This is a genomic window from Micromonospora sp. NPDC047548, assembly GCF_040642975.1.
Taxonomy (GTDB): domain Bacteria; phylum Actinomycetota; class Actinomycetes; order Mycobacteriales; family Micromonosporaceae; genus Micromonospora.
This window is the reverse complement of the sequence record NZ_JBEYTI010000031.1, coordinates 39,268-55,647: the sequence shown is the minus strand read 5'-3', so window position 1 is coordinate 55,647 and position 16,380 is coordinate 39,268. Positions and strand designations below refer to the sequence as shown.

18 protein-coding genes and 3 pseudogenes are annotated in these 16,380 nt (G+C 68.5%); 11 read left to right on the top strand and 10 right to left on the bottom strand.

All coding sequences use genetic code 11. The features are described from left to right. Positions 1-103 precede the first annotated feature (103 nt). Positions 104-340 carry a hypothetical protein gene (locus tag ABZ807_RS24940; RefSeq protein WP_357162555.1) on the bottom strand — a complete coding sequence of 79 codons (237 nt, stop codon included), beginning with the start codon at positions 338-340 and terminating at the stop codon, positions 104-106. Positions 341-396: 56 nt separating this feature from the next. Beyond that, on the bottom strand, positions 397-2,574 hold the full coding sequence (locus ABZ807_RS24935) for an MMPL family transporter (RefSeq protein ID WP_357162552.1): 2,178 nt from the start codon (positions 2,572-2,574) through the stop codon (positions 397-399). Positions 2,575-2,924: 350 nt separating this feature from the next. On the opposite strand from ABZ807_RS24935, the gene ABZ807_RS24930 reads away from it, so the two are divergent. Together ABZ807_RS24930 and ABZ807_RS24925 are read left to right on the top strand one after the other, a co-directional pair. Then, positions 2,925-3,914: a histidine kinase gene (locus tag ABZ807_RS24930; protein ID WP_357162550.1), complete on the top strand. Its 990-nt coding sequence runs from the start codon at positions 2,925-2,927 to the stop codon at positions 3,912-3,914. Further along, positions 3,911-4,573 (top strand): response regulator transcription factor, encoded by a 663-nt coding sequence (locus ABZ807_RS24925; protein ID WP_357162546.1) that lies wholly within the window; start codon positions 3,911-3,913, stop codon positions 4,571-4,573. The genes ABZ807_RS24930 and ABZ807_RS24925 overlap by 4 nt, the downstream gene beginning before the upstream one ends. A gap of 127 nt (positions 4,574-4,700) precedes the next feature. Here ABZ807_RS24925 and ABZ807_RS24920 read toward each other — a convergent pair whose 3' ends face one another. Beyond that, positions 4,701-5,165: a hypothetical protein gene (locus tag ABZ807_RS24920; RefSeq protein WP_357162543.1), complete on the bottom strand. Its 465-nt coding sequence runs from the start codon at positions 5,163-5,165 to the stop codon at positions 4,701-4,703. Beyond that, entirely contained in the window at positions 5,162-5,608 is a 447-nt protein-coding gene (locus tag ABZ807_RS24915) for a sigma-70 family RNA polymerase sigma factor (protein WP_357162540.1), read from the bottom strand. Before ABZ807_RS24915 ends, ABZ807_RS24920 begins: the two co-directional genes overlap by 4 nt. Before the next feature lie 487 nt (positions 5,609-6,095). Here ABZ807_RS24915 and ABZ807_RS24910 point away from each other — a divergent pair, with 487 nt between their 5' ends. Next, entirely contained in the window at positions 6,096-7,595 is a 1,500-nt protein-coding gene (locus ABZ807_RS24910; RefSeq protein ID WP_357162537.1) for an alkaline phosphatase D family protein, read from the top strand. A 337-nt stretch (positions 7,596-7,932) separates the two neighbouring features. On the opposite strand, the gene ABZ807_RS24905 is transcribed toward ABZ807_RS24910, so the two are convergent. Further along, entirely contained in the window at positions 7,933-8,103 is a 171-nt protein-coding gene (locus tag ABZ807_RS24905) for a hypothetical protein (RefSeq protein WP_357162596.1), read from the bottom strand. Here ABZ807_RS24905 and ABZ807_RS24900 point away from each other — a divergent pair. The 4 genes and pseudogenes from ABZ807_RS24900 (at position 8,093) to ABZ807_RS24885 (ending at position 9,921) form a co-directional block, all read left to right on the top strand. Then, complete coding sequence (locus tag ABZ807_RS24900; protein WP_357162593.1) at positions 8,093-8,221, top strand: hypothetical protein; 129 nt, start codon at positions 8,093-8,095, stop codon at positions 8,219-8,221. The two genes, ABZ807_RS24905 and ABZ807_RS24900, sit on opposite strands and share 11 nt — an antisense overlap. Continuing rightward, positions 8,212-8,517, top strand: a pseudogene (locus ABZ807_RS24895) (transposase); the annotation flags it as partial. The gene ABZ807_RS24900 and the pseudogene ABZ807_RS24895, both read left to right, overlap by 10 nt. 73 nt (positions 8,518-8,590) lie before the next feature. Then, positions 8,591-8,797: pseudogene (locus ABZ807_RS24890) on the top strand (transposase); the annotation flags it as partial. Between the two features lie 116 nt (positions 8,798-8,913). Next, positions 8,914-9,921: an RNA polymerase subunit sigma-70 gene (locus ABZ807_RS24885; RefSeq protein WP_357162534.1), complete on the top strand. Its 1,008-nt coding sequence runs from the start codon at positions 8,914-8,916 to the stop codon at positions 9,919-9,921. Positions 9,922-10,129: 208 nt separating this feature from the next. On the opposite strand, the gene ABZ807_RS24880 is transcribed toward ABZ807_RS24885, so the two are convergent. Beyond that, positions 10,130-10,693 (bottom strand): dihydrofolate reductase family protein, encoded by a 564-nt coding sequence (locus ABZ807_RS24880; protein ID WP_357162587.1) that lies wholly within the window; start codon positions 10,691-10,693, stop codon positions 10,130-10,132. Positions 10,694-10,842: 149 nt separating this feature from the next. Between ABZ807_RS24880 and ABZ807_RS24875 the strand changes: the two genes are divergently transcribed. Continuing rightward, complete coding sequence (locus ABZ807_RS24875; protein WP_357162590.1) at positions 10,843-11,094, top strand: hypothetical protein; 252 nt, start codon at positions 10,843-10,845, stop codon at positions 11,092-11,094. 10 nt (positions 11,095-11,104) lie between these two features. On the opposite strand, the pseudogene ABZ807_RS24870 reads toward ABZ807_RS24875, so the two are convergent. From ABZ807_RS24870 to ABZ807_RS24860, 3 genes and pseudogenes are all read right to left on the bottom strand, one after another. Further along, positions 11,105-11,347 (bottom strand): annotated as a pseudogene (locus tag ABZ807_RS24870) (transposase family protein); the annotation flags it as partial. Positions 11,348-11,660: 313 nt separating this feature from the next. Next, positions 11,661-11,957: a hypothetical protein gene (locus tag ABZ807_RS24865; RefSeq protein WP_357162531.1), complete on the bottom strand. Its 297-nt coding sequence runs from the start codon at positions 11,955-11,957 to the stop codon at positions 11,661-11,663. A gap of 128 nt (positions 11,958-12,085) precedes the next feature. Next, positions 12,086-12,535: a MarR family winged helix-turn-helix transcriptional regulator gene (locus tag ABZ807_RS24860; RefSeq protein WP_357162528.1), complete on the bottom strand. Its 450-nt coding sequence runs from the start codon at positions 12,533-12,535 to the stop codon at positions 12,086-12,088. 56 nt (positions 12,536-12,591) lie between these two features. On the opposite strand from ABZ807_RS24860, the gene ABZ807_RS24855 reads away from it, so the two are divergent. The 3 genes from ABZ807_RS24855 to ABZ807_RS24845 all read left to right on the top strand — a co-directional run bounded on the left by ABZ807_RS24855 (position 12,592) and on the right by ABZ807_RS24845 (position 16,011). Further along, a complete protein-coding gene (locus ABZ807_RS24855; RefSeq protein WP_357162526.1) occupies positions 12,592-13,683 on the top strand; it encodes a bifunctional NAD(P)H-dependent oxidoreductase/GNAT family N-acetyltransferase in 1,092 nt (363 codons plus the stop codon). A gap of 724 nt (positions 13,684-14,407) precedes the next feature. Continuing rightward, a complete protein-coding gene (locus ABZ807_RS24850) occupies positions 14,408-15,379 on the top strand; it encodes an NAD-dependent epimerase/dehydratase family protein (RefSeq protein WP_357162522.1) in 972 nt (323 codons plus the stop codon). A gap of 14 nt (positions 15,380-15,393) precedes the next feature. Further along, the gene (locus ABZ807_RS24845; RefSeq protein ID WP_357162519.1) at positions 15,394-16,011 is read left to right on the top strand and encodes a TetR/AcrR family transcriptional regulator; all 618 of its coding nucleotides are present in this window, start codon (positions 15,394-15,396) and stop codon (positions 16,009-16,011) included. Between the two features lie 26 nt (positions 16,012-16,037). Here the strand turns inward: ABZ807_RS24845 and ABZ807_RS24840 are convergent, their stop codons facing one another. Beyond that, positions 16,038-16,298 (bottom strand): hypothetical protein, encoded by a 261-nt coding sequence (locus tag ABZ807_RS24840; protein ID WP_357162516.1) that lies wholly within the window; start codon positions 16,296-16,298, stop codon positions 16,038-16,040. Positions 16,299-16,380: the final 82 nt, after the last annotated feature.

Genomic DNA, 16,380 nt, shown 5'->3' with positions numbered 1-16,380 from the left:
CTCCTGTGTGTCGAATTGATCGGGACCGGAACCTGACCACGGGGTCGTCTGGTCGGTTCCAGGGCCCCGGCCCCGCATTCGGGGCCGGGGCAGGTAGCCGGCGCTAGATCGACGTCGTGGCGACGATCTCGATCGTCACGGCGAGTTCGCGCGCGATGAAGCCGACCGTCCGGCTCACCCCGAACGCAGTCCGGTCGACGTCGATGACGTCGAACGTGCCGCGGACCGTCACGATGCCCCACAGCTCCTTCACGGCGAAGCGGACGGTGGTGCGGAACGGGTCGACCGCGTACGTTCCGGCAGCGATCGCCGGCCGGGTGGCGGCGCCGTTGATGCTCATCGCAGGCCTTCCTGGTTGTGCAACGTCAGCGGTAGGCCTGGCCATCACGGGAAGGGTCAGACTCTGGCCTCCTCCCCGACCTCGGCCTGTGAAGCCGAGGTCGCCTTCGGTGCCCGGCGTCCGGGCATCCACCAGTTGGCTTTGCCGCACAGTTCCATGACCGCGGGGACGAGGACCATCCGGATGATGGTGGCGTCGACGAGCACGGCGACGGCCATGCCCAGACCTCCCTGCTTGACCGCGACGTCGGGGCCGAGCAGGGAGGTCGTGAAGACGGCGATCATGATGGCGGCCGCGGCCGTGATGACCTTGGCGGTCCCCACCAGCCCGCGAGTCACGGCCACCCGGGTGTCGCCGGTGCGCTCGTACTCCTCACGGACCCGCGAGATCAGGAAGACCTCGTAGTCCATCGACAGGCCGAACAGGACCGGGAACATCATCACCGGCACCCAGGTCGTGATCGGCATCTCGGTGGGAAAACCGAGGGCCGAGCCGAACCATCCCCACTGCACGACCGCGACAATCACGCCGTAGGCGGCGCCGATCGACAGCAGGTTCATCACGGCGGCCTGCAGCGCGATCGTGACCGACCGGACCAGCACGATCAGCAGCACCAGGGACAGCGCGATGACGACCGCGATCATCAGGGGCAGGCGCGAGCTGGTGTCGTCGGCCAAGTCGATCGTGCCGGCGTTCGGGCCGCCGACGTAGACCTCTTCGCCGCCGGATGCCTGGGGCAGCACGTCGTCGCGAAGCTGGTGGACCAGGTCCGCGGTCGCCTCATCCTGGTATCCGGTCTTGGGGAAGGCCATGAAGGTGGCGGCCTGCTCGTCCTGACTGACCCGAGGCTGCGTGGCGTAGGCGATGCCCTCGGTCTTGCTGACCGCGTCGACGACGGGACGCAGATCGGCGTCCTTGGAGCCGACCTCGGTGGCGAAGATCAGGGGTGCGCCGTAGCCGGGGCCGAAGCCCTCGGAGAGAATCTCGTACGAGGTGTAGCTGCTCCGGTCGTGGGGCTGGACACTGGCGTCGGGCAGGCTCAGCCGCATCGATAGCACAGGGGCAGCCAGCACCAGCAGGGCCGCGCCGGCCAGAACCGCGGCGACCAGCGGTTTGCGCTGCACCACGCCCGCCCAGCGCTCGGCGGGGGTACTCCGCCCTCGGGACGCGGCACCGTCTGCCCCCTGCCGGCGGGACGCACGGCGCGGCAGGCGCAGCGAGTTGATCTTATGGCCGGTGAAGCCCAGGAACGCCGGCAGCAGGGTCACCGCGGCGATCATCGTCACCAGCACGATCACCGACGTGGCGACGGCCACTCCGGTCATCAGCCTCTGTCCCATGACGACCAGGCCCAGCAACGCGATCACGACGGTCGTGCCGGCGAACAGCACCGCCTTACCTGCGGTGGTGATGGCCTTGACAGTGGCGCTCTCGGGCTCGTCGCCGTCCTGCAGGCTGTCCTTGTAGCGGGTCAGGATGAACAGTGCGTAGTCGATGCCGACACCGAGCCCGATCATCGCGGCGAGGATCACAGTAAAGTCCGGCGAGGGGACCACGTGCCCCACCAGCCTCATCAGGGCGATGCCGCCGAGGAGCGCCAGCAGTGCGGTCACGATCGGCAGGCCCATCGCCACCAGCGACCCGAAGGCGATGAACAAGATCACCGCTGCCGCCACGACGCCCACGCTCTCGCCCGGACCCTGCGGGGGGGTCTCGGCCCCTTCTGCCTTCTCCCCGCCCAGCCCCAGCGTCACGCCGTCACCGGAGGCTTCCTTGACCGTGTCCACCAGAGGCTTGACCTCGGTCTTCTCCACATCCTTGTCGGTCAGCGGGATGGTCGTACGGGCGATACGACGATCCTGCGTCACCAGATCTTTGTCCTGATACGGCGAGGTCACCGGTCCGGTAATGGGTGAGGCGTCTAGATCGGCGATGAGCTTCTCGATCTTTTGCCGGGTGGCGGGGTCGTCGATCCCCTTCTCTGCCTTGATCGCGAGAGTCAGCGTGTCCCCTTGCTGCTCGGGGAAGTGCTTCTCGATCAGCGCCTGCGCCTTGGCGGAATCGGAGTTTCCGCCGGAGAAGTCGTTGTCGGGGGCGGCGCCGAAGCCGAAGCCGACGAACGCCACGGCGATCACGCCGACGATCCAGGTCAGGAGGACCAGGCGGCGGCGCCGGTAACAGAACCGGGCTAGTCCCGCCAGAGCTCCATCCGTAGGGGGAGTCTCGGTTGGCATCATCTTCTCCTCGATGGTTGGGCCGCCTGATCATGTCGCCAGGCGCACCGCCGGTCGTCCTGCAGACGGATGCAATTCGCGCTGCCGCCGACGGCGCACCCCGGCTGCTGCAGACGCCGTAGGCGCCGGGAAGGTACTGCGTGTGCGGTAGGCGGCCGCTCGTCCGTGGGCAGGAGTCGTTCGCGGCAAGACCCGGCTAAGGTGCGCGCATGAGTACAGGACGGTTCGGTGTTCGGGCCGGTGTCAGAGATTGGGCGATCGCCGTTTGCGTGGCAGCGACGCTGCTGGTCGCCGGGCTGTCCGGGCATCACTCCGCCACGGATATTGACCTACTCGGCTACGCACTGTTGGTGGCCGGCGGCCTGTCGCTGGCCGCGCGCCGCCGGGCTCCGGTTCCCGTCCTGGCCGTCACCGGGCTGTGCGCGGTGGGTTACCAGGTGGTCGGTTTTGACGTGCCCGCCGTCGCGTTCCTGTTTGCGGTGTACGCAGCCGTGCGGGCGGGCCACCGCATCATCACGGTCGTGGCGGCTGTGATGATGCTGGCCGCTCTCCCGCTCGCGGCCCTCGCCCTGCCACAAGACATGCCCGTGGGCGAGGCGCTCGCACAGGCCCGGGGCGCCCTCGAGCTGGCTTGGCTGATCGCTGCCGGTGCCGCGGGTGAAGCGCTGCGGCAGGCCGAGCGGCGGGCGGACGAAGCCGAACGCACCCGGGAGGAGACCGCGCGGCGCCGCGCCAACGAGGAGCGGCTGCACATCGCGCGGGAGCTGCACGATTCGCTCACCCACCAGATCTCCGTCATCAAGGTGCAGGCCGAAGTCGCCGTCCACCTGGCCCGCAAGCGTGGTGAACAGGTGCCGGAGGCCCTGCTGGCGATCCGGGAGGCCGGTCGTGAGGCGGCCCGGGAACTGCGAGCGACCCTGGAGGCGCTGCGTGACGACGGTAAGACCCCGCCGCATGGGCTCGCCCATGTCCCGGAACTGGTGGCACGGGCCCGTGCGACCGGCCTGGACGCGACGTTGACGGTCGAAGGACAACGACACGACGTGCCGGCGGCGGTGGACCGGACCGCCTACCGGATCGTTCAGGAGTCGCTCACCAACATCGCCCGTCACGCCGCCGCCGCTACGGCGTCGGTCCGGATCGACTACCGTCCGGACGCCCTCGCGATCCGAGTCGACGACGACGGCAAGGCCACGCCAGTCACTGCCCCGATGCCCGGCGTCGGGCTGCTCGGGATGCGCGAACGAGTCACCGCCCTCGGCGGTCGCCTGCGCGCGGAACCGCGCGGCGAGGGCGGCTTCACCGTCCGAGCTGAACTCCCGGTGGACCGAACGTCATGATCCGTGTCCTGCTGGTCGACGACCAGCCGCTCCTTCGCAGCGGATTCCGCGCGCTCCTCGATGTCGAAGACGACATCGAGGTGGTGGGCGAGGCCGCCGACGGGAAGGAGGGTCTGGCGCTCGCCAAGGAACACCTGCCGGACATCGCGCTCATCGACATCCAGATGCCGGTCATGGACGGCATCGAGGCGACCCGGCGCATCGCCGCAGACCCGACCCTGGCCCGGGTGCACGTCGTCATCCTGACCAACTACGGCTTAGATGAATACGTCTTCAACGCGCTGCGCGCCGGCGCCGCCGGGTTCCTCGTCAAAGACATCGTGCCAGAAGACTTCCTACACGCCGTTCGCGTCGCCGCGCGCGGCGACGCCCTGCTCGCACCGTCGATCACCCGCAAGCTGATCAACCGGTACGTCACCGAGCCGTTCCACACAGGCGCCAACACGGGGTTGAAAGGGCTGACCAACCGCGAACGCGAGACCGTCGCCCTCGTCGCGCAGGGCCTGTCCAACGACCAGATCGCCGAACGCATGGTGATCAGCCCACTGACCGCCAAAACCCACATCAACCGGGCCATGGCCAAGCTCCATGCCCGTGACCGTGCCCAACTCGTGGTCCTCGCCTACGAATCCGGCCTGGTAGCCCCACGCAACCGCTGACATCGATACGTCGACCGCAGCCGGATCCAAGATCAGGTGCGCGCGACCACTCCGTGACAGCCTGCGCGCCGGGCCAGCCGGACCAGCCGGATGACCCGCTCGTCGATCGAAAGCCGTAGCTCGCGGTTCATGGAAGCTGGCTCAGCTGTTCCTTGCGTCGCAGCAGAGCCGCCCTCGTACGGCGGGCGGTATGCAGATTGGCGATGGCCAGGACGCCCAACGCTAGTACCACGACGATCAACGACGGCTCGAGCTTGTGCCGCAGGGTGGTGATGACCAGCGCACCGACGGTGAACAGCAGCCAGGCGCCCAGTCCGAGCCAGCCGGCGACGACGCGATCCTGAGCGAACATCGGCGCCCTGCGGGTCACGGCCCAGACACCGAAAGCCGCCCAGCACAGTCCGATCGCCACCAGTACCGCGAACGCCACCACCGTCCGTGGCGGCAGCCCGGGCTCGGTTGCCCACAACAGCCCGATCAGGCCGCTGCCGGCGAGCCCGGCGAGCCCGGCGAGCGCGAGCGTCACGGATCCGACCCTCTTCCGCAGCGACAACGGCGCGTTGAGCCGCTTGAGCAGGTCTTCGGGCGTCATGCTTCGTACCCCTTCCGCGCCAACTCGCGGCGCAACAACGTCCTTGCCCGGTTGAGCCGCGACTTGATGGTGCCGACCGGAACAGCGCAAATCTGTGCGCACGCGTCCAGCGGCAGATCCTCGAGATAGAACAGCAGCAGCACCTCCCGTTCCCTGGCCGGAAGCGCCGCCAACGCGCCGCCGAGCGTCTCCCGATCGACCACCGCTTCCGCGTCGTCGGCTCCCGGCACGTCGTCGACCAACTCGGGCTCCGGGCGTGCATAGACGTCACGCAGTCGGTTCATCACCGCCCGGCGAGCGATGGCGAAAAGCCAGGGGGCGAACCGGCCCGGCTGCCGCAGCCGCGGCAGCCCCTTGAAGACCGCCAGCCATACCTCTTGCACCACATCGTCGTCGGGCCGGTCAGCATCCGCCCGACGTACCGCTCGACCGCCGGATGCCATGCCCGTACCAACTCGGCGAAGGCTTCACGCTCGCCCAACTGGCAGCGAACCACCAACAACTCATCGGCCATCTGCCCTCCTTCGCCTGTTCAGTCGCGGCCCGCGCCGTGCAGGTTCACTTCTCGTCCAGGGCCCTCCGAACCGTGTCGCATCGGAGCGGTAGATGCCACTTTGTGGCGGCCCTACCGGGGCTCCACGAGGGGACTCGCGGGAGGCGCACGCATCTGCCGCAGACAACGCCGGGGGCCTCGGCCGGTTCGGAAGCCACCGAGCAGCGTCATACCGCAACACCGACCGGCCCCTGCGGTCCGCGCACCGCCACCTACTGGACGCACCCTCCGCTGAGCAGCGCCCGGTGGCCGATGTTCCGCTGCCATTGGTCCGCCGCTTCCCTGGCAGCCCACCGAGACGTCATCAAGATCCAAGAGCATCTGCAGCTGCGTACCCTGCGCATTCCTGATGCCTCCCTCTGCCAAGGATGCCCCCCTTGCCCCACCAAGAGAACGCTCACTCCTCCATCCCCGGGCCGAGCCGTCGCCAGTTCCTGATCCTGTCGGGAGCGGTCGCCGCGGCGTCCTCGATCGGCACTGCCATCCCCGCCGCCGCCGCGCCCGGCGGCGGTATCGGCAACCTGCCCGGCTACCCCTTCACCCTCGGCGTGGCCTCCGGTGACCCATTGGCCGACTCGGTCATCCTGTGGACCCGTCTCGCCCCGGAGCCGCTGGCCGTCGGGTCCGGCATGCCGCCGAAGAAGGTCCCGGTCCAGTGGCAGGTCGCCCACGACGAGGCGTTCACCCGGGTCGTCCGCGAGGGCGAGGTGTTCGCTCTACCTGAGCACAACCACAGCGTCCGTGTCGACGTTCGCGGACTCGCGCCCGACCGCTGGTACTTCTACCGATTCCGCTGCGGCCCAGAACTGAGCCCGGTCGGCCGCACGCGGACCCTGCCGGCCGCCGGTGCGCAGGTCAACTCCTTCACTATCAGTCACGCGTCCTGCCAGACCTGGCAGACCGGCTACTTCACGGCGTACCGCTACATGGCACAGGACGACATTGACCTCGTCCTGCACCTCGGCGACTACATCTACGAGGGCGCGATCACCGCGGCCACGCCCCGCGGCGGAACCTTCGTGTCCGATGAGGTGCGCGCTGCCACGAACACCGTAGATCAGTACCGGCTGCGCTACTCGCTGTACAAGTTGGACCCTGACCTGCAGGCGGCGCACGCCGCGTTCCCGTGGGCGATCACCCGGGACGACCACGAGGTCACCAACGACTATGCCGGCGGTATCGACCACGGGCAGAAGCAGCTCGCCCGACGCGCTGCCGGCTACCAGGCGTGGTGGGAGAACACTCCCACGCGTTGCGCTCCGCCCGTCGGTGCCGACCAGCGGATCTACCGCCGGTTCACCATCGGCAGCCTTGCGCAGCTTGACCTCCTGGACAGCCGTCAGTACCGCATCGGCGACAACGACCCGCTCGTCTCGAAGCTCGGCGACGAGCAGGAGGCGTGGCTGATCGACGGCATCAACTCGACCGGCGCGACGTGGCACGTGTTCGCGCAGGGCCAGCAACTCGGCGGCGTCAACCAGAACAGCCCCACCCGGAATCGGATCTACCGCGCGTACAACGACCGCCGCGTGTACCCGGTCATCTTCTCCGGAGACCTGCACTGGACGCTCGTCCAGGATGCGCTGCTCGCGGTTCCGGATCCCACCAGCGCGATCGTGGGCACGGAGTTCATCGTCACGTCGATCACCTCGACCGGCGACGGCCCCGGCGATCAGGCCACGAAGGACAATTGGCTCAAGCGTCCGTGGATCCGGTACGTCGACGGCTACCGCGGCTTCATCCGCACCACGTTCACCCCGACCGGCGCGACGGCGACCCAGCGGAACGTCCAGTTCGTCACCCGGCCGGACGCCCCGGCCTGGGACGCGCAGAAGTTCTACATCGAGGCCGGACGCCCCGGCGTGCAGCTGGTCTAGGCCCCGCCCGTGCCGAACTTCGGCACACCCCTCGGCGCAGCTGCCCGTCCACAGCCTGGCCGGACAGAGCCGGACAACACAAGATCGGCCCCCCACCCCCCGCCCTGTTTCAACAGGTGGGGGGCCGTACGGCTCCTGCCCCTGCGGTCCCGGGGCAGCGGCACGAGGACCGACAACGCAACCATCCTGCCGGGCCGGACATCGAAGCCACACGCACAATCCGCAACGACGTCCACAGCGGGACGGATGCGCTCGTGACCTGCCTCCTGCCCGCCCTGAAACCCAGGCCTGGCATCCACCGAGACCGAATGTGGCTACGAACTCGCATCGCCGCAGGTCAGAGGCGGCGCAACCGCAGCACAAGTTCGCACATTCCACTGAGCTGCGGCGCAAGCCGATGGCCGAGTTCGCCGTCGAGGACCTGCGCCGCGGCGTGGCTGGCCGCACGCACCAGCGCCTCGGCGGTTACCGGGCTGCTGCGTATCGCCTGGCGCAGCGTGATCGGCATCGTCAACCGGGTCGTCGACGAGGCCCTGGCCGGCACCGGCCGGCTGGCCGGGCTGACCCGTATCGGTATCGACGAGGTCGCCTATCGCAAGGGCCAGCGCTACCTGACCTGGTCGTAGATCACGACACCGGCCGCCTCGTCTGGGCCGCCGACGGGCGGGACAAGGCGACCGTGCACACGTTCTTCGACGAGCTGGGCCCTGAGCGGGCCGCGATGCTGACGCACGTGTCAGCCGACGCCGCCGGTTGGATCGGCGACGTCGTGGCAGAACGCGCGCCGCGGGCGGTGCGCTGCCTGGATCCCTATCACCTGGTCGCATGGGTCACCGACGCCCTCGACGAGGTGCGCCGGGCGGTGTGGAACACCGCCCGCGGCGGCAAAGGCCGCGCCACCGAGCAGTCCCGCCAGCTCAAAGACGCCCGGTGGGCGCTGTGGAAGAACCCGCCGAACCTGACCGACAAGCAGAAGGTAACCCGCCCCGTTCGTCAAGCTCGCCCGCTCGATCCGCCGTCACCTCCCTACGATCCACAACATGCTCGACAGCGGACTGTCCAACGCCCGCGTCGAGGCCAACAACGTCCACCTACGGGTACTGACCCGCCAGGCATACGGCTACCACAGCGCGAAAGCCCTGATCACCATGGCCAACCTCCGCCGCGGCGGCCTGTGCCCGCCACTCCCCGGACGATCATGAAAACCGACCCACGAGAACATCAGTAGACCCGGTGTCAGCGGCTTCGCCGATCAGAATTCTTCCGCCACGTCGTCGGTTCTGGTAGCCCCCTCGCACCGGTGGAAGGATTGGTGACCATGACCGACGCTAGACCGCTGGGCGCTGACGAGGCCTCGTTCATCGCGGTGGTTCGCTCAGGCGATACGGCGCGGTTTGCGCTCATCACGGAGCGCCACCGGCGTGAGCTGCAGGTGCACTGCTACCGGATGCTTGCGAACTACGAGGACGCCCAGGACATGACGCAGGAGACGTTCCTGCGAGCGTGGAGCAAGCGGGAGTCGTTCAAGGGCCACGCTGCGCTGCGGACCTGGCTGTACCGGATCGCGACGAACGTCTGCCTTGACTTCCTGGAGAAGCGCAATGACCGCACACCCGTACCGTCCGGGCTGTCGGACTCCGGCTCCGAGGTGCTGTACCTGCAGCCGTACCCCGACCGGATGCTCCCCGAGGACCCGCAGGAATCGGTGGTGGCGCGGGAGACGATCGAGCTGGCGTTCATCGTCGCCGTCCAGCACCTGCCGCCGCGGCAGCGGGCGGTGTTCATCCTGCGCGACGTCGTCGGCTGGCCGGCGTCGAAGGCCGCCGACGCCCTCGATCTGACCATCGCATCGGTGACCAGCGCGCTGCAGCGGGCGCGCGTGACGATGCGCGAGCAGCTGCCCGACCGCCGCCTCGACTGGCGGAGCCCCGCCGCCCACGAGCTGTCGAGTGACGAGCGCGGCGTGGTGAAGTCGTACATCGACGCCCATGAGCGCAACGACCTTGACGGGCTGATGTCCCTACTGCGCGACGACCTGCGCTTCGTGATGCTGCCCGAGGCGGGCACCTCGGTCATCACGGCCAAGGACGCGGTGGACGGCTGGGTCTCCGGTGGGCTCTTCCAGCCCGGCTACGACGACTGGCGCTGTATCGCCACGACGGTCAACCGCATGCCCGCCGCCGCGCTGTACCTCCGCACCCCTGACGGCCCGGAGTACCGGTTGTTCAACATCGCGGTCCTGCACATCGTCGACGGGAAGATCGCCGAGCTCACCGGATTCGACGCCACCGACAAACCATGGCTGGACCTGCCCCCGACACTGTGATCAGACAAGTCCCCGTCGTCGACGAGTCCAGCGCCACGGGCCGGCGTCACCGAAGTCACCGCGGAATGAGCACCCCGACCAGCTGAACACCAACGCGACAACGCGAACACCACCGCCCCGCCGGCGTTGCCGGCGGGGCATCTTGATGCCCGAAGAACGTCAGGAAGGATTTCGACCCGGCCTCACGAACCGAGCAAATGGTCCGTGCTCATCGCCTCGTCTCGTATCGGGTCAGCACGACGCCGCCGGGAAATGTCCGCGTCTCCACGAGGTTCAGGTTCACCCAGCTGTCCAGCGCGGTGAAGAACGGCGTGCCGCCGCCCACCAGGACCGGCACGGTGACCAGCATGTACTCGTCGATCAGCCCGGCCCGCATGGCCGCCCCGGCGAGCGTCGCGCCGCCGATGTCCATCGGGCCGGCGTCCCCTGTCTTGAGCCGGGTGATCTCGGTGACCGCGTCGCCGGTGACCAGGCGGGTGTTCCAGTCGACCGTGCTGGTCGTCGAGGAGAACACCACCTTCGGCATGTCCCGCCAGCGGCGGGCGTACTCGATTTCCGCCTGTGTGGCGCCGGGCTGCTGGTCGGCGGTCGGCCAGTGGGAACTCATCGCCTCCCACAGCTTGCGCCCATACAGCGCCAGGCCCGTCGCCCCCACCCGGTCGGACCACCACTGGAACAGCTCGTCGCTCGGCGACGAGTCCGGTCCCTCACCGCCACTCCAGCCGAGGTCGTCGCCGGGCGCGGCGATGTAGCCGTCCAGGGTCACATTCATGCCAAAGGTCCGTTTCCGCATCATGCCAGCCTCTCGTAAGTCGATCTTATACGTACAGACGGGCGCGGCGCGGAAACCTAATCGGTGCGCGATCTGCGTCCGCAGGTAGTCCTCGCGTTCCGGACTCGGCACGGCGTACTCGGCTGGGCTTGAGCAGCACCCACCGGATCTCGATTTCACCCTCGTACGGGCAGCGGCGCACCCAGGGCCAGCTCTCCCCGACCGCTGCTGCCGTCTGCCCGGACGGGAAGGCCTTCCACGGCCACCTGCAACAGCGGCTGTCTGCTTTCGCAGAGGCGTTGCGCCCGTACTCGCGGCCGGGCTCGATGTCCTGGCGCGCATCAGTTCTCCGGCTGGTCGGGGTCGCACAGCGGGCGCAGCTGTGGCCCGTCGCCCGGTGAACCGGGTGCCGTGACGCGCCCACGGCACGCTGATGACCGTCGGCCCGTGCACCGGGCAGTCGACCCTGGGCACAGCCGCCTCGATGACCACCCGCAGAGTGCCGAAGTCCAGATGCCGCCACCGCCGCCGTCCCCACCCGCGGTCGTACCACGGTGCCCGGGCCTGGCAGCGCCCGCACCGGCGCGTGGCGCCCTTACATGGCCGGGCCGCGACGACGAGGACCTCGCCGTCGGCGTCCTCATCGAGGCGCACGTCCTCGACGACCGCCCGATCGAACCCCGCCTGCCGATGAAATACCCTGGTCAAACGCACGCCGTGTTCCGATCTTTGGTTCCTGACCTTCGACAAGCCAGAAACCTAGACGGGACACGGCGTGCCCTGTTGATCAGGGTCGCAACCCACCCACGAGAACGTCAGAAGAGCCCAGAAATTGGTCTGCCGGCTCGGCTGCCTCTCGCGGTACAAGTCCTACTCCACGATCCCTTGGCCGAGCTCGTTGCCGGTCCCCCGTGCCGGCCAGTCGTAGACCGTCCAGCCTCCCCTGACAGGGACACGGTGGAGCGCCTCACCGAGCCGGGTTGTCGACGTCGGCAGGTTCCCGGTATTCCAAGGCGGCCAGCAGCATGGGGACAGCCAGCAGGATCACGCCCAGCATCACGGGGGCGCCGAGCACGCCGAGGACGACGACGCCTTTCCGAAGCCCGAAGCGCCGCGAGCAGGAGATCGCCAGGACGCCGTCACCAGCTGCGAGCAACAGGAAGAAGAGCACGTAACCGACTCCGGCCATGTCGATCTGGCCGGCGGTGCCTGCGATGCCCGTGGCCATGCCGACCGCTTGCACCACGCTGCCGACGGCGTACACGCCGAGCCTCGGTCTAGCGCTGGAGTAGGAGTCGCCGGCAACGACCGAGCCGCCGGCCGTGGTTCCGGCGTCGGCCGGTCAGCCGCCGTGAGCGCTCGCGCGAGGCAGTCGGGGGTCTTGACGCAATGTCAGTTGGGCAGGTCGGCAATCCGGGTCGACAGCTTGCGCAGCACCGCGAGTTCGTCGGGGCTCAAATGATCGAGGAAGCGCGAGCGTACGGAGACGACATGGTGCGGGGCGGCTTCCTCCAGCACCCTGAAGCCGTCGTCGGTCAGGTGCAGGATGCAGCCCCGCGCGTCCAGCGGATCGGGCTCCTTATCGATGAGTCCCCGACCCTGCATGCGGGCCGCGTGGTGGGACAGTCGGCTGCGCGACCACTCCATCTTGGCGGCGAGGTCCTTGAGCGCCCAGCGGTGGTTCGGCTTCTCCGACAGTGTGCTCAGCACCTCGTAGTCCGCCGGTGACAGCCCCGAGTCGTGGGCCAGGTCCCGGCCGAGCCGTGCCGGCAGCGCTATCAGCAGGCGCCGGAAAGCGCGCCACGCGTGTTCCTCTTCCTCGCTCAGCCAGGCAATGTTCACCCGGTCACCGTACACCTCGTTGACACGTCACAGAAGTTCCGTGTACGGTCGTTGACATGTCATCGAAAGCATCGAGCGCGCCCCTGCGCGTCCTTGTCATCGTCGCGAGTACCCGCCCCGGACGGCTCGGACCCGCGATCGCCGACTGGTTTGTCCAGGCAACCCTTGCGGCAGCCGCAGATGGCGGGATCACCCTCGACGTCGCGGACCTGGCCGACATCGGACTGCCGCTGCTCGACGAGCCCGAGCATCCCTCCAGCGGCATCTACGTTCACGAGCACACCCGCGCATGGAGCCGGCGGGTCGCCGCAGCTGACGCATTCGTGGTGGTCACGCCCGAATACAACTACGGCATGCCAGCGGCATTGAAAAACGCCTTCGATTTCCTCTACCAGGAGTGGGCGTGGAAGCCGGTAGGGTTCGTCAGCTACGGCAACACCTCGGCCGGCACCCGGTCCGTACAGATGTCCAAGCAGGTCGTCACAACCTTGAAGATGATGCCCATCGGCGCCACCGTCACCCTACGCATCGCCGACAGCACCCACAACGGGCAGGTCATCGAGTCCGCAGGACTCGACGAAGCCGCTCGCGGAGTGCTGCTTGAACTGACCCGGGTGGCCCGGGCGATGCGGTGCCTGCGCACCGAAACCGACAGTGACGACACCAGCATTCCCGGGCCGGTCGAGGGACTGAGGCTGACCACTGCCCAACCTGACGACCTGGCCGAACTGCTCGTGCTCCAGCGGTGCTGCTGGGTGCAGGAGGCCCTCGCGAACGACACCCTCGACCTGCAGCCGCTACGGGAGACGCTCGATGACCTGCGCGCATCGATGTCGACCTGGCACCTGTGGTGCGTACGTCGGCACGGACGCCTCGTCGCGGCGGTCCGAGCCCGGGTACATGAGCGGGCGTGGCTGATCGGTCGCCTCATGGTGGCTCCCGACCAGACCGGGAACGGCATCGGTTCCTGGCTGCTCTCATACGTCGAACAACAGGCCCCCGAGGAGACCACCCACTGCGAACTGTTCACCGGCCACCGCAGCACGCGCAACATCAAACTGTACGAACGCGCCGGCTATACCCTCACCGCCGCCGGCACCTCCGACGGCAGCGTCTACCTCACCAAACAGCGGCAGCTGACCGCCTGAATCCCCATGGTCAACGCGCAACCACGCGCGCGAGCCGAACCTCTCCAATCCCGTTTACCGGGCTCGACGGTACCCGCGTCGACTCCTTGGCAGGCGCACTCAAATGCCCGCCCGCGCGCGTCTCTGCAGGCTGATCGGCGGGCCAGCGACGCGTTCACCGACAATCACGCGTCGAACCGGGTGTCCGAAGCCCTGGGATACACCCGTAACGGCACCTGCTGGGCCACCCGGCCGCCGAACTGCTGCGCAGGCGGATGACCCGGGACGAATGGGCACGGCGACGACGCACCAACATCGAGCTGTCCGGCGTCAAGGAGTGCAAGCCAACACTCGGCTTGTGACGCTCCCGCAGGCCTACCGCAACGCCACCGCGCCGCATGTCCGTGCGGGAAGAGCGGGCCGACGGCGCTGCCGCGACTAACCCAAGATTTGGTGCACGCTCATCAGCGTAGGGCGGGCATGGCTGGAGCAACGCAGTGGCAGAGCCCTACAGAGGCTGCCAGCAGTGGGGTTCTTGCTAAACGTGCCAGCCGTGGATCGCCGCCTCCTCCGAGCGTTGGGCCGTCGACCAAGGACATAGCTGCAAGCACCCGGGCGCTCGTATTTTCGCAGGTCACGGCACGCCCGGCGAGGCGGTTCGGGCACCGCCTACGAAACGGTTCTCTCGACCGGACCATGTGCGCGATACTATGTCGGTCAACATACTTAGAAATGAGGTTCCGGTATGAGCGTTGTCTTCGTGACCGGAGGGTCGGGGTTCGTGGGGGGTCAGCTGATCAGCCGTCTCGTGGTCGATAGGCATAGCGTCCGGGCGTTGGCACGCAGTGACGCCGCCGCGCAACGCGTCGCCGCGCTCGGCGCGCAACCGGTGCGCGGTGACCTGACCGACGTGGCGAGCCTGCGGGCAGCGGCGGAAGGCAGCGACCTGGCGTTTCATGCCGCCGCCCGGACCACGCGTGGTGGGGACCGGGCGCAGTTCTTCGCCGACAATCGCGACGGGACCGCGAACGTGGTCGCCGCCGTGCGGCAGGCTGGAGTGGCCCGGCTGGTGCATGTGGGCACCGAGGCAGCACTGATGGCCGGCCAGCCACTGGTCAATGTCGATGAGACGGTCCCGCTACGGCCCGACTCGCGGGCCCACTACTCGGCGTCCAAGGCCGCCGCAGAGCAGGTTGTCCTCGCTGGCAACGGCGGCGGCCTGCAGACCATGGTGGTGCGTCCCCGGTTCGTGTGGGGTGCGGGCGACACAACGGTGCTGCCCGAACTGGTCCAAGCGGTGCAGGCCGGACGGTTCGCGTGGGTCGGCGGCGGGCGGCACCTGACCGACACCACCCACGTCGACAACACGGTCGAGGGTCTGGTATTGGCGGCGCACCGGGGCCGCCCGGGGGAGGCGTACTTCGTCACCGACGGCGAATCGGTCATCTTCCGCGATTTCATCACCGAACTGCTCGCCACTCGGGGCGTGCCCGCCCCCACCCGGTCGCTGCCTGCCGGTGTCGCCGCAGCGGCCGCCACTGCTGGCGAAGCGGTGTGGCGCGGCCTGCGCCTGAAAGGTGCGCCGCCGCTGGACCACATGAGCCTTTGGCTGTCGAGTCAGGAATGCACGATCGACATCACGAAGGCCCGCACGCAGCTTGGCTACACCCCGGTGCGTACCCGCGCCGCCGGGCTGGCCGAGATGCGCGGCCGATAGCGGCCGGTGCGCAGATGCCACGACCGCGTTCCCAGTCGCGCCGCCAGATCGTCGAGGCCGCCCAGGTGCTGCTGCGCCGGCAGGGCTACCAGGGCACCGGGCTCGCGCAGATCATCGATGCCAGCGGCGCCCCGAAGGGATCGGTGTACTTCCTGTTCCCCGGCGGCAAACAGCAGATCGCCATCGAAGCGGTCGCGGCGTCGGCAACCGAGTTCAACGAGATGATCAAGACGGCGCAGCAGTCGGCCCGCAGCCTGCCGGACTGGATCCACCTCATGGCCGAGCACTTCGCGGCATCGCTGTCGGCCACCGGATATACCGAAGGCTGCCCCATCACCACGGTCACCCTCGATTCCGTCCCCGGTTCGCCGCCGCTGACCGACGCCTGCCGCGACGCGTACGATCTGTGGCTTTCGACGCTGGCCGGCGGCCTGGCCGCATACGGCGTACCCGCACCGGCGGCGCCCGGCCTGGCCCGGTTCCTGCTGATCAGCCTCGAAGGAGCCCTGGCCCTGTGCCGCGCCTATCGGTCCACCGCGCCGCTACTCGAAGTCGAGGAGCACGTGCTGGCGCTGCTCAAACCCTACGTTGAGTCGTCTTCAACCTCGTTCGGGATTGACGGCCACGGTTGATGGCGGTGGTGACCCGGCACCCGGCGCTATCCGTTGAGGTAGGCGAGTACGGCGAGCACGCGGCGATTGTCGTCTTCGGACGGTGCGAGGCGCAGCTTCGCGGATCCTCGGTACGGCTCGGTGCGCAGCATCGCGGTGAACCTGGCGAGGCGCTTCTTGATCCAGGAGATCTGGCAATCCGCTGGTAGGTCGAGGACGGGGCGAATGGCTGCCGCGGCGGTGTCGAGGTCACCGACCTGGAGGTACCCGGTGCCCTGGTAGACGTGCGCCAGGGCTTCGTCGTCCAACGATCGGGCCTCCGGGGGCTCGGTCTCCCACAACGCGATGGCCTCGCCCGGTCGGTGCCGCTCCCCCGGTTCCTGGTCGAGC

Coding starts and splice junctions, on each gene's coding strand:
- ABZ807_RS24855 (WP_357162526.1), top strand. CDS start 12,592: ATGTCATCGAAAGCATCGAGCGCGCCCCTGCGCGTCCTTGTCATCGTC.
- ABZ807_RS24845 (WP_357162519.1), top strand. CDS start 15,394: ATGCCACGACCGCGTTCCCAGTCGCGCCGCCAGATCGTCGAGGCCGCC.
- ABZ807_RS24925 (WP_357162546.1), top strand. CDS start 3,911: ATGATCCGTGTCCTGCTGGTCGACGACCAGCCGCTCCTTCGCAGCGGA.
- ABZ807_RS24905 (WP_357162596.1), bottom strand. CDS start 8,103: ATGCCGATCACGCTGCGCCAGGCGATACGCAGCAGCCCGGTAACCGCC.
- ABZ807_RS24935 (WP_357162552.1), bottom strand. CDS start 2,574: ATGCCAACCGAGACTCCCCCTACGGATGGAGCTCTGGCGGGACTAGCC.
- ABZ807_RS24885 (WP_357162534.1), top strand. CDS start 8,914: ATGACCGACGCTAGACCGCTGGGCGCTGACGAGGCCTCGTTCATCGCG.
- ABZ807_RS24880 (WP_357162587.1), bottom strand. CDS start 10,693: ATGAATGTGACCCTGGACGGCTACATCGCCGCGCCCGGCGACGACCTC.
- ABZ807_RS24850 (WP_357162522.1), top strand. CDS start 14,408: ATGAGCGTTGTCTTCGTGACCGGAGGGTCGGGGTTCGTGGGGGGTCAG.
- ABZ807_RS24920 (WP_357162543.1), bottom strand. CDS start 5,165: ATGACGCCCGAAGACCTGCTCAAGCGGCTCAACGCGCCGTTGTCGCTG.
- ABZ807_RS24940 (WP_357162555.1), bottom strand. CDS start 340: ATGAGCATCAACGGCGCCGCCACCCGGCCGGCGATCGCTGCCGGAACG.
- ABZ807_RS24915 (WP_357162540.1), bottom strand. CDS start 5,608: ATGGCATCCGGCGGTCGAGCGGTACGTCGGGCGGATGCTGACCGGCCC.